This is a genomic window from Pedobacter cryoconitis, assembly GCF_014200595.1.
Classification (GTDB): Bacteria; Bacteroidota; Bacteroidia; order Sphingobacteriales; family Sphingobacteriaceae; genus Pedobacter; species Pedobacter cryoconitis_C.
The window spans coordinates 86,990-101,050 of record NZ_JACHCG010000006.1 but is presented as its reverse complement, the minus strand read 5'-3'; the positions used below and the strand labels follow the sequence as shown (position 1 = coordinate 101,050).

Sequence of the window (14,061 nt, the reverse complement as noted above, 5' to 3'; positions counted from 1 at the left end):
TTTCAAAAAAATATCATAAAACTGGAATTTCAACGTTTAATCTTTCCATTTAAAAATCCACACTACACTACTCTTCAAAAGAATAATTCGGGGTTTAAAAGAGCTGTGCGAAAAAAAAGGTCTTCATCGGTCGCCTTAACTAAACGTGAAAAATAAAATAAATCACAAGAAATTATCAATTCTTAACCGACAAAACCATTCATTAGCTAAATCGTTAAATCAATTCTAAAGAAATTAAAAGGTGAGCTTTTATTCTGTTTAACTTTGTTCAACAATAAGCTAAACACATGCATTTCAGGCAAGTAGCGGCACAATTCTTGATCCGACACTCAATAGACAAGTATTTTGTATGAAAAAAAGTACACAAATAAACGTACTTTTTAAATAAGATGCTTTTTAACTATTATTTATCTAACCTGATATAAAATACCTAGTACCCTTTCTTCTTTTACACATCTACCAAGACCTAAAAAAAGCAAGAATCCTTTGTATACTTCATAATATACTGAGGCATTACGATCTATAACGTATCTAAAGCTATTAAAGTATGAAAAAAATCTACATTCAAACTTCCATCTTCTCTTTTCCAAAAATTCTGACTACGGATATATACATTAATCAGATACGATTTTTAGGGTAACCCCTGGAATCAACTTCTGTTTGATATTATTTTCCAAAGTATAATGCCATATAACCGGGCAACCGGTTTCATATTGGTTAACCTAATCTACTACACGTCAAAAGTTTTGCTATGAAACTAATCTACCCTCGAAGACCCTCTTTCTTGAAAATCCACAATTCACAATGTATAGCTCTTTTTAAGGAAGCGCCGCAATATGTTAAGGGAAAAATCAGTATTTATCATCAATTCCAAAAGATTGGATTTCTTTTGTTATTTCTGCTGATCGGAATACACGCAAATGCACAGTTTACGATTACAGAAAACTTTAAAGGGAGTTCTGCTGCCGGAATAACAATTGGCGGAGATGCAATATTAACTTCTGGTGGTGTAGATCCGGCAAATAATGGATGGTTAAGGCTTACTCCTGCTGCTTTAACCAAAGCTGGTTATGCCTATATCAATCAGTCTTTTCCTTCTACATTAGGAGTTCTGGCCGATTTTGAATATAAAACATGGCGTTCGGATAATCCGGCATTCGGAGGTGCAGATGGAATCGGAGTATTCCTTTTTGATGCCACCACATCGCCTTTTAAATTAGGCCCTAACGGGGGATCGCTGGGTTATACTGCAACCGCAGCTGGGAATGGTTTAAGTGGCGGTTATATTGGTGTTGGTTTAGATGAATTTGGAAATTTCTCGTCCACACAAGGAGGGCCGGGGCAAACTCCGAATGCAGTCGTATTAAGAGGACCCTCTACCGCAGCTCTTGCTACCTCAAACCTCTACCTCTCCGGAGCCTCTGTAGGTCAGATTGGCTACGGCACACTGACGCCAACCCGTCCCACAGACGCACAATTTTACAGGAGAGTTCAGATAGAAATCACTCCTACAGGTGCTTTAAATACATTTTCAGTAGTCGTAAGATGGACTACGACTCCAAATGGCGCTTTTACTCAGCTTTTTCAGTACACTTTAACAACTGCGACTACGGTCCCTCCTAAGCTTAAGATAGGCTTTGCATCTTCAACGGGTGGTGGTTATAACAATCACGAAATCAGAAATCTTATTGTAACTACGCCGGGCGGGGTACGTGTACAAAAAACGGTAGATAAACTTACCGCAAATGTAGGTGATCAATTAACCTATAATATTTTTTTAACTAATCAGACTAATGCAAATTTAACAGGCCTGGCATTTACTGATGCGCTGAATCAGCTCCCTGCTAATTTTCAGATCAACTCCGTAGCTTTTAATACAAATGGCAATGCAAATAGCTCAGCGACCGGATTCACCTCTACCAGCCTGTCATCCGCAACTGTTAGTTTAGGGGCTAATGCTACCGGAACGTTTACAGTGACGGGTACGATTAATAACTATCCAACAGGCGGAGTAATCACGAATACAGCAAACTTTAATGTAGGTACTTCTGGTGTCAGTGATCCGGATCAGACAAATGATATTTCAACAGTGAATACTACTGTACCACAAAATGACCTTTCCATCACTAAAGCAGTTGACAATGCGACACCTAGAGTAAATACAAATATTGCATTTACGCTTTCCGTAAAAAACAACGGAACAAATCCGGCAACGGCAGTTAAAGTCACAGACCTGCTGCCTAATGGTTATACTTTTATTTCCAGCAATGGAACCTATAATTCCACCACCGGAATATGGACAGTTGGTAATCTTGCTGCCGGGGCTACAACCGCATTAACGATCAATGCAAAAGTACTTGGAACAGGAAATTATGCAAATACAGCTACGGTATCAGCAGCAGAATTTGACCAGAATACAGCGAATAATACAGCAACGAATACCCCTGTACCAATTGCTCCTTATGACCTGGCCATAGTTAAAACTGCAACGCCAACAACTGCTGTTGCCGGACAAACTTTAGTTTATACGCTCAAATTAACCAATAATGGGCCAAGCCCGATATTGGCTACAGATGTAATCAATGTAACAGATAATCTGCCTGCCGGGTTCACGCCTGTTTCTTATGTTGCTCAAAACGGAACTTATACCAGCAGCAGCGGAGACTGGACAGGATTAACACTGGCTAGTGGAACAAGCAGCAATTTAACAATTACAGGTACGGTAAGTCCTACCGCAACTGCGGCTTTAAGTAATACTGCCACAGTGAGTACACCTACAGGTATAACTGATCCGGTACCGGGCAATAATACTTCTACAATTTCAACTCCTGTGAGCCGTGTGTTAGATCTGGGTGTCACCAAGACTTCCAATCCAACAACAGTAGTTGCCGGCCAGGCACTGACTTATACAATCACGCTGACAAATAATGGTCCATCAGGTTTGCTTGCCGCTGATATTGTAAACGTAACAGATAATCTGCCTGCTGGATTTACACCAACTACCTATACCCCTGCCAATGGAACTTATACCAGCACCAATGGAAACTGGACGGGCTTAACTTTAGCTAGCGGCCAATCCACTACATTAAGTATTGCGGGTACAGCCTCACCATCGGCCTCAGGTACTTTAACCAACACAGTTACAGTAACACCACCAACCGGAACTACAGACCCGGTTCCCGGCAACAATACAGCAACAACACCAACTACGGTAACCAGACAAATTGATTTTAGTTTAACCAAAACTGCCAGCCCCAAGCCAGCAATAGCAGGACAGACTTTAACGTATACTTTAACCTTAAAAAACAACGGTATAAGTAGTTTGGTAGCCAGTGATATTGTGAATGTAACCGACAACTTACCTGCCGGATTTACTGCAACAAGTTATACGCCTTCCACAGGTACTTATACAAGCTCAAACGGAAATTGGACAGGCTTAACTTTAGCTGGTGGTCAAAGTACAACTTTAACTATTGCCGGAACATTAAGCGCCAGTACTCCAGCAGGAAACTTAACAAACACCGCAATCGTTACCCCCCCAACTGGAATAACTGATCCGGCACCGGGTAACAATACGGCAACCGATGTTACTGTGGCGACCAGGGTTATAGATTTGGGAATTGCCAAGACAGCTTTACCAAACCCTGCGGTAACCGGTAATACGCTAACCTATACCATTACTTTAACGAATAATGGGCCAGGCACATTAGCTGCTGCCGATGTAATCCAGGTTATTGATAATTTACCAGTTGGATTTACAGCCACAACCTATACGCCTGCCGCAGGAACCTATACCAGTGCCAACGGCAACTGGACAGGTTTAACGCTGGCAAGCGGTCAGACTACAACGCTGACCATTACAGGAACTCTGGCTGCTAATGCAACGGGTTCTCTGAGTAATACAGCCACAGTAACCGTACCAGCAGGTATAACTGATCCGGTACCAGGTAACAATATTTCAACGGTTACCACGCCAGTCAGCCGTGTAATTGATTTGACCGTAGCTAAAACCGCGGCACCAAAACCCGCAATAGCCGGACAACCTTTAACTTATACCATCACTTTAACTAATGCCGGCCCGGGTACTTTACTGGCTTCCGACGTAGTTAAAGTTACAGAAACATTGCCTGCCGGATTTACTGCGTCTACATTTACACCTGCCGCAGGAACCTATACCAGTGCCAATGGAAACTGGACAGGATTAACGCTGACCAGTGGACAAAGTACAACTTTAACAATTACCGGTACTGTATCTCCTGTGGCAAGTGGTTCATTAACAAATACAGTTACAATTACTCCACCTACCGGAGTGACAGATCCTACACCAGGAAATACCGCAACCGATGTTACCCCGATTAACCGTGTTATAGACTTTGGAGTTAATAAAACGGCAAGCCCTGCTACAGGTATACCTGGAGAAACTTTGACTTATACCATCACTTTAACCAATAATGGCCCAAGTACTTTACAGGCTACTGATATAATCAGTTTAACAGATAATTTACCCGCCGGATTTACTGCGGATACTTACGCAGCTGGCTCCGGAACTTATACCAGTTCGAATGGAAACTGGACGGGCTTAACTTTAGCCAGTGGACAAACTACAACATTAACCATCACCGGAAAAATAGCAGTGGCGGCAACTGGTTCACTCAGCAATACCGCAACCGTGACGCCTCCGGCTGGCATAACCGATCCAACACCGGGTAACAATACTTCGACAACTACAACTAACTTAACAGCGAAACCAGTATTAACGATTACTAAGCTGGGTGCCGCAGGCTTAATAGCTGGTAATACAGCAACCTATACTTTGAATATCTCCAATACAGGAAGTAGTAATGCGGTAGGCGCAAGCATCACAGATATCATACCGGCAGCACTAACAGGTGTTAACTGGACAAGTACTGTGGCTGGTGCAGCTACCATTACGAATGGTGCAACTGGTACAGGGAATAATTTAAGTATCACTGCGAATATTCCTGCTGGTGCAGCCAATACCGTATCGGTAAAGATTACCGGTACTATAAACCCCGCAGCTACGGGAAATGTGAGTAATACCGCTACCGTAACACCTGCTGAACCTACAGGAACAGGAAGTAACTCTACTGTGAACGCTAATGTGACCAGTACTTCCGGAATAGTAATTACTAAAACAGGGCCTTCAGCTGCTACCGCAGGAAACCAGATTACTTACCAGGTAGAGGTTTCAAACAATGGCCCGAGTAATGCAACCGGTACGCAAATTTCGGATATTGTCCCCGCTTCATTAAGTAATGTCAGCTGGACAACACAGTTAACAGGTACTGCAACAATCACCGCAGGTGCAACTGGAACCGGCAATACCGTAAATGTTACAGCTAACGTTGCAGCTGGTACTTCCAATAAAGTAGTCATCATTGTAAAAGGTACCATAGACCCTGCTTTTGCCGGAAACATTACCAACACTGCAACAGCTACTCCTGCCGAACCAGGTAGTACACCTGTCAATGCCCAGGCAGTAACAACCGTTAAAAAACTACCTGTATTTACGGTAACCAAAAGCGGGCCTGCAACTGCAACTGCTGGTAATGCGATTGTGTATACCATCAATGTTAAAAACACAGGTCCTTCAAATAGTTTAAATACACAAATTACGGATGCTGTCCCTGCTGCAATTACCGGTGTAAGCTGGACGGCTACAGTAACAGGAGGTACCGCTTCAATTAATTCGGGAGCTACCGGAACTGGTAATGCCATTGCTGTTTCGGGTAATTTTGCCGCAAACAGCACTATACAGGTAGTCGTTTCAGGAACAATAACCTCCAATGCATCGGGCACAATTGTCAACACCGCTACAGCGACTCCATCAGAATCAGGCACAGTACCGGTAACTTCAACGCCAGTCAATACAGCATTAAGTGCTAAATCAGGACTGACAATTGTGAAAAGTGTTACACCAACAGTCAATTCCGGAAGCAATATTACTTATACAGTTGAAGTCGGTAATACTGGCCCAAGTGATGCTTTAAATGCACATGTACAGGATGCTATCCCTGCCAGTATTTTAAATACAGCATGGACTTCAGTAGTACAAGGCACTGCTTCTATTTCTGCTGGTGCAACCGGAACAGGAAATACATTAGATGCCACGGCTAACATCCCGGCAGGCGCAGGAAATAAAATCATCTTCACTATTACAGGTAAGGCTAATCCTGCTTTTAATGGTTCGATCTCCAATACGGCCTCGGTAACAGCAACAGAACCGGACAGCCCTTCACCTACTTCTACCGTAAATACAATTGCCAGCAGAACACCGGTACTGTCAATTACCAAAAGCGGCCCTTCATCTATCAATGCAGGAGAAACAATTACCTATACTATCATTGTCTCCAATAACAGTGCATCGGATGCACTTAACCTGGCGATTAATGACCTGGTACCGGCAACAATAAGTGGAGTCAGCTGGACTGCCTCCACTACTGGTAATGCACAGGTTACTGGCGCTTTAACAGGAAATGGAAATACGATTAACCTCAACGGTAATGTCGCCAGCGGAACCGGAAACCAGATTACAATTGTAGTTACTGGTAAAGTGGCTGCTGGTTTTAGCGGCCCGCTTATCAATACAGCAACAGTGACTCCTGCGGAAGCCGGAACCGGACCTGCATCAGCTACAGCGACCACAAACGTAACCCGCATACCAGTATTAGCCATACAAAAAAATGGCCCGGCTACTTTAAGTGCAGGTCAGGCAATTACTTATACCATTTCAGTTAAAAACATCAGCCAGGCAAATGCCACTGCTTCGGTTATTACTGATGCTATTCCTGCCAGTATATTAAATCCAACCTGGACAACTTCGACGACCGGAACAGCAACAATCACTGCTGGTGCTAACGGAACGGGATCTGCTTTAAGTGTAACAGGCAATATTGGCGGAAACCCGGCAGATGAAATCCTGATTACCATTTCAGGAACAGTTAATCCTGCAACCACCGCAAACATCAGCAATAGTGCAACCGTTACTCCTGTTGAAACAGGGGCTGTGCCTAAAACAGCCGGGCCGGTCATTACTACGATTACCAAAAAACCATCGGTCACCATTACCAAAACGGGGCCGGCAACCGCAAATGCAGGTGAGACCATAACTTATGTGATCAATACGGTAAACAACGGCCCATCTAATGCAACAGCCTTAGTCATCACTGACGCGGTTCCAGCAGAATTGACAGCGGTAACCTGGACAGCTACTTCACAGGGAACGTCAGCAATAACTACAGGTGCAACCGGAACCGGCAACGCAATCAGTGTAACCGGAAATCTGAATGCAGGTAATGCCAATACTATTCAAATCACAGTTACTGGTAAATTAAATGCGAACCAGGTCAATACAACTTTAGTTAATACAGCAACGGCAACCCCTGCTGAACCTGGAATTGCACCAGTACAGTCAAACACAGTAAATACAACCATTGCCAATAAGAATGCATTAACGATTAGTAAAACAGGCCCTTCATCTGTCAATGCAGGTGAAAATGTAGTGTACAATTTAACGATCTCAAATAATGGCCCAAGTAATGCACTGGCGGCTGTTATAACAGATCAGGTTACTGCGAACTTAACTAATGTGAACTGGACAGCTACAGTTTCTGGTACGGCAACAGTGACCGCAGCTACTGGTACAGGAAATGCGGTAAGTGTAACAGGCAATATACCAGCAGGTGCAGGTAATCACATCAATGTGAGGATTACTGGTAAACTTAATCCTGCTTTCACTGGCACCTCAATTGCGAATACAGCCACAGTAACACCAGCCGAGTCTGGTAATAACCCGTCAACTTCAAATACAGTGACTACCGGAGTTACTAAAACCGCTGATCTGCGCATTCTTAAATCAGGATCGGCAACAGCTGTTGCTGGTCAACCGGTTAGCTATACCATTAAAGTAAGCAATGCCGGGCCAGGTGATGTTATAGGTGCAAGAGTACAGGATATTATTCCTGCAAGTGTGCTGAACCCGGTATGGAGCGTGACTACTTCCGGCACTGCCGCATCGAATTTATTAACTGGGGCCGGCAATGTAGATCTGCTCGCAAATTTAAAAGCAAATGGTCTGGATGCACTTGACATAACAATCAATGGCACACTCGATCCACTATTCAATTCAGGCACCCCAATTACAAATACGGCGACCATCACTCCACCTGCCGGGGTTACTGATCCTACACCAGGTACGAGTACAGCTACCACCACAACTTCCGCTTCTGCAAATGTAAGGATTGTAAAATCCGGCCCTGCGAATGTCGGAGCTGGAGAACCTATACAGTATGAGCTCCGTATCACAAATGCCGGCCCAAGTACAGCAATAGGAACTGTCATTACTGATAATCTGCCTGCTGGTGTTTTAAACCCAACATGGACAGCAACAGCAACTGGCGGAGCAACAGTATCTGCTGCAAATGGAACAGGAAATGTGAGCCTGACTTCTGATATACCATCAGGAACCGGAACAGTAATTGTAATGATCTCCGGAACAGTAGATCCAGCATTGACTGATGGATCGCCTATGCCAAATACGGCTACGGCAATCAGTACAATCGCAGATCCTGAAACAGCAAATAACACGGCGGTCTCTCCAACTACAATTACGAACTCTCCTGATTTCAGGGTGTCTAAATCAGGCCCTGCAACGGCAAATGTGGGTGATCCGATCAACTATAAAATAGTAATTACAAATTCCGGTACAGGTAATATCACCGGAGCTCAGATCACAGATAATGTGCCGGCGAGTGTAAGAGTTACCGACTGGACGGCTACAGCTCTTTACAGTTCGGCAATAGCCGGAGTACCAAATGCAGTCGTTACTGGTACAACCAATGCGATTAATATTCCATCGGCTGATATAGAGGCAGGAACATCCAATGCGATTGAAATCATTGTGAATGGATTTGTAGAGACGACCGCACTTCCAATCTTTACCAATACGGTGACAGTTGTTGCAGGTAATACCCGCGCAAGTTCTGTAACTACCTCAGTTAACAGTTCTACAGATGTGCATATCGAAAAACAAGGCCCTCAATCTATAGCAGCGGGAGACAATATCTCTTACACGATAAAAGTATTTAACAATGGTACTGTTAATGCTACTGGATTAACGATTAATGATGTAGTACCTGCAAGCGTAGTGGTAAGCGACTGGACAGCAACTGTTGTCGGAACCGCCACTATCCAAACAGGATTATCCGGTAATACAAATACCATTCAGACTACAGGCACTATCCCTGCTGGTGATAACAGTAATTATATACTGATCACAGTAAATGGTAAAGTACCTTCCAATACGCTTCCATCGTCAATTAATAACATAGCAAGTGTTACACTTCCTGCTGGTTTACTTGATTATAATATGGCCAATAATACTTCGGCCGCTACAACTGTAATCACGAATAATCCAACCTTACAGGTGTCAAAAAGTGGCCCTCAGACTGCTGTTGCCGGCGAACAGATACACTATATTATCCAGGTAGCCAATAATGGCCCGAGTGATGCGGCCGGAGTGAATATCACTGATCCGGTTCCTCCGCAGTTACTCAATTATACGTGGACAGCTACAAGTTCAGGAACTGCTGCAATTACCTCTGCTCCTGTTATAGGAACGATGATCCCACCCGCAGTTACTGCAAACATCCCGCAAGGCGCTGGTAATATCATTACTATTGATATCACCGGAACCGTAGACCCGGCATTTACAGGTACATTTACCAATATTGCTCAGGCACAAACCGGGGCGGATCCAGCGGTAGTTTCACCGGCAGTAAGTACGGTTGTCAGCAAAGTTACGGCATTGAATATCCGCAAGTCCGGCCCGGTGTCAACAAGCGCAGGTCTGCCAATAACCTATACAATCGAAGTAACCAATACTGGCCCTAGTAATGCATTGGCGGCAGCGATCACAGATGCGATTCCTGCTGTTTTACAAAATGTGAAATGGACTGCGACTGCTGCCAGTGGAGCTGCGATTACTTCTGGTGCTACCGGAACAGGGTCAGTCTTAGCTGTAGAAGCAGCTATCCCAGGCTCAGGAAATGCAAAGGTTTTAATTACTATAACTGGTGATATTCCATCTGGGGCAACAGCCGGTTTAGTCAATTCAGCAACTGTAACAGAACCCGGTAATCCAGCAGTGACTTCTAACGTAATCACTACAACATTAACCAAAACTCCAGGACTGGTTCTGGTAAAATCAGGCCCTGCAACTGCGGCCAGTGGAGAAAAGATAACTTATACATTGAACCTGACTAATGCGGGCCCATCTGATGCAACGGGTACTGCTGTAACAGACGTAATTGATCCTGCCGTTACAAATGTACAATGGACAACGACTGCCAGTGGTGGCGCAGCGATTAATTCTGGTGCTGCCGGCACAGGTAATCAGGTTGCTGCAAATGTCAATGTGCCGGTAGGTGGTACCATTAATGTGACCATTACTGGTGATATTGATCCGGCTTATTATAACAGCCTGACCAATACAGCAACAGCAACGCCAGCAGAACCAGGTATCATCCCGGTAACTTCAACGGTTACCACTGTCGTGAAACCAGTAGTTAACCTGGCAATTACCAAAAGCGGCCCGGCTACCTTACTAGCGGGTGAGGAAATCAACTACGAAATCCGTGTCACCAACAGTGGCCCTAGTACGGCGCTTAATGCTGCGATTTCAGATATCGTTCAATCCGATGTGACTGTTCAGCAGTGGTCAGTTACCCAAACAGGAAATACGATAATTACCGGTGCAAGTTCAGGGACTTCAAATACTATTGCAACCAATGCCAATTTAACAACCGGCGCAGGTGATGCATTAATTATTGCCATCAAAGGAACCGTGACTCCTTCATTTAATGGCACCATAACCAATACAGCTACAGTAACAGCGGTTGAAGATCCACTGAATCCAGTCACCTCAACTCCGGTTGTGACAGCAGTAAGCAGAAAACCAGTAATTAAAATAGTTAAAACAGGACCAGCCACATTACCTGCGGGAGCAACGATTAACTATCTGATTACAGTGAATAATGAAGGTACCGGCGATGCACTTAACCTTGATATTGCCGATAATATTCCAGCTGTACTGACCGGCATTAACTGGCAGGCTACTGCTGCCGGGTCTGCAAATATAATTACTCCGATAACTGGTGGAAATAGTAGTAATATCTCCTTAAAAGTGAATGTACCTGCTGGAAATGGGAATACGATTACCATTACTGTGAGTGGTAAAGTACCTGCAAATAATAGTGTGTCACCTTTGGTGAATACAGCCACAGCTACGCCTGCTGAAATTGGGGTTCTTCCTCAAACTTCTACGGTAAGCACTGTAATTAGCAGAATCCCTATAATTGAGATCACTAAATCCGGTCCTGCTCATGCAACCGCAGGAACTGAAGTTGAATACATTATTACAGCTGTAAACACAGGTATCAGTGATGCATTAGGAACACTCATTACCGATGCGGTACCAGCAGCACTGACTAATGTTAGTTGGGTTGCAACCCCTGGCGGGTCAGCCACTGTGACTGCGGGTGCTACCGGCACGAACACTAATAATGTAAGCGTAACGGCTAATATTCCAGCGGGCAATACCAATACGGTTACGATTCGCGTCACAGGGTTCTTGCCGGCAACTGTTACAGCGAACCTTCAGAATACAGCAACTGTAACGCCTGTAGAACCGGGTACAACACCACAAACTACACCTCCGGTAACAACAACGATTGATATAGTAACTGATCTGGCGGTAACCAATACGGTTAACCAGGCTTTACAAAAAGTTGGTCAGCCGGTAACGTTTACCGTTCAGGTAACCAACAATGGCCCAAGCAACGCTTCGGGGGTTAAAGTTACAGATCTGCTTCCTGCTGGTTATATGCTAACCAGTCAGTCGGCAACTACAGGCACTTATGATCCGGCTTCAGGATTATGGACAATTGGCAATTTAGCTAATGGTGCGGTAACGACCTTAACCATACAGGCGAACCTGGCAGCCACAGGCCCTTACCTGACCACAGCTGTGGTATCAGGAACTGAAACGGACCCTTTACTGACCAACAATACCGCTTCGATCGGTGTAAGTACTGTCAATAGTGATCCGGTTGCCAATCCAGATGTGAACACTTTACTGGAAGATCAAACGCTGACAGTAACCGCAGCAAACGGTTTATTAATAAATGATACAGATATAGACAACGATGTATTGAGCATCAGCAAATTTACTATCGCTGGTATCACAGGTGACCAGCCGGCAGGTACTGCGGTATTTATTCCAGGAAAAGGAACCATCACCATCAATACTGACGGTGGATATACTTTCGCTCCTGTACCTGATTATAACGGAGCAGTACCAGTAATTACTTACACTGTCATTGATGGAAAAGGCGGTGCTGCAACCAGTACATTAACCTTAACAGTTATTCCTGTCAATGACGCACCGTCCTTTATAAAAGGTGCTGATCAAGTGTTGCTACAGTATTCGGGAGCACAAACAGTTCCAGCATGGGCAACAGCAATCAGTGCTGGTCCGGCAGATGAGGCAGCACAAAAGCTGAACTTCCTGGTCACCAATGCAAACAATACATTGTTTACAACTCAGCCAGCGATTGCCCCTGATGGTACATTGACCTTTACTCCTGCTTTTGGAGCAACAGGAACAGTGATTGTAACGGTCATCCTTAAAGATGATGGTGGAACAGCTAATGGTGGTGTGGATCAGTCTGCTCCACAAACGTTTATCATTACCCTGACTTCGGGAAATTCATCGATGACCCTAACTAAAGTGGCTAACAATACAGGCACTAAAGCGGGTGATGTAATTACTTATACGATTGTAGCGACCAACACTGGTAACGTTACTTTGAGTAATGTTGTAGTGAGAGATCCGGGTGCTGATGCAGGAAGTATTATTCCGGCAAACATACCGGCTATCATCCCCGGTGCCAGTGCAACGGTAACAGCGAAACATACCTTAACACAGGCAGATATCGACGGCGGCACTTATAGTAATCAAGCAGGTGCAACAGGTACCGATCCATCGGGTAATCCGGTTGATAAACCGAAATCTGATGATCCGGATACGCCTGCTCCTGATGATGCTACAGTTATTGTTATTGGCGCAAAACCGACCCTTATATTCGTAAAAACAGCAGCATTCAGTGGTAACCAGATTACCTACACCTTTACAGTTAAAAACACAGGTACTGTTACTTTGAACCCGGTTATTTTCAGTGATACCAAACTTGGGATCACGGGCAGGTCAATTCCTGTAAATGGAGGACTTAATCCTGGAGCGAGCGCTTCTGTTACAGAAGTTTACACGCTGACCCAGGCTGATAAAGATGCGGGTCAGGTGACCAATACAGCAATTGCAAAAGCAAAAGATCCGAGCGGGAATGAGGTGACTGCAACATCCGGAACAGAGGAGTCCAACAAGAACCCTACAGTTATTGTAGTTCCAAAATCGCCTGTTGCCATAGATGATAAAGCGGAAGCCAAAGCTAATACAACAATTGTTATCGATGTGCTGGCCAATGACAATCCTGGCAATTCAAGCTTTGACAAGTCTACAGTGGTTATTATAACCCAGCCATTACATGGTAAAGTAGTGGTGAACAGTGATGGTACAGTTTCTTATACACCAGATCCTGGTTATTCAGGGCCTGATAACTTCACTTATCAAGTGAAAGATAGGTATGGCTATCTGACAAATATTGCCTCCGTATCGATCACCCTTAATTTCTTCGAAATCAATATTCCGAATCTGTTCACTCCGAATGGTGATGGTACAAATGATGTCTTCGAAATACGCGGATTAAATCAATATGGTGACAATGAGCTAAGTATTGTCAACCGTTGGGGCAATGAAGTATTCAGACAGAAAAACTACCAGAATACCTGGAGTGGTGAAGGGCTGAACGAGGGTACTTACTATTACCTGCTGCGTGTGAAACCTAAGGGTGGAAATGGAGACTGGCAAGTATTTAAAGGTTATATCACCCTGATCCGGACCTTTAAGAAATAAGACAATAAACA

At 44.2% G+C, this 14,061-nt stretch carries 1 protein-coding gene; it reads left to right on the top strand.

What is annotated here, in order from left to right:
- Positions 1–751 precede the first annotated feature (751 nt).
- Positions 752–14,050 (top strand): Ig-like domain-containing protein, encoded by a 13,299-nt coding sequence (locus HDE70_RS24945; RefSeq protein WP_183892162.1) that lies wholly within the window; start codon positions 752–754, stop codon positions 14,048–14,050.
- Positions 14,051–14,061 lie beyond the last annotated feature (11 nt).

What these genes read in the sequence shown, in the direction of transcription:
- HDE70_RS24945 (WP_183892162.1), top strand. Translation starts at nt 752, where the DNA reads ATGAAACTAATCTACCCTCGAAGACCCTCTTTCTTGAAAATCCACAAT.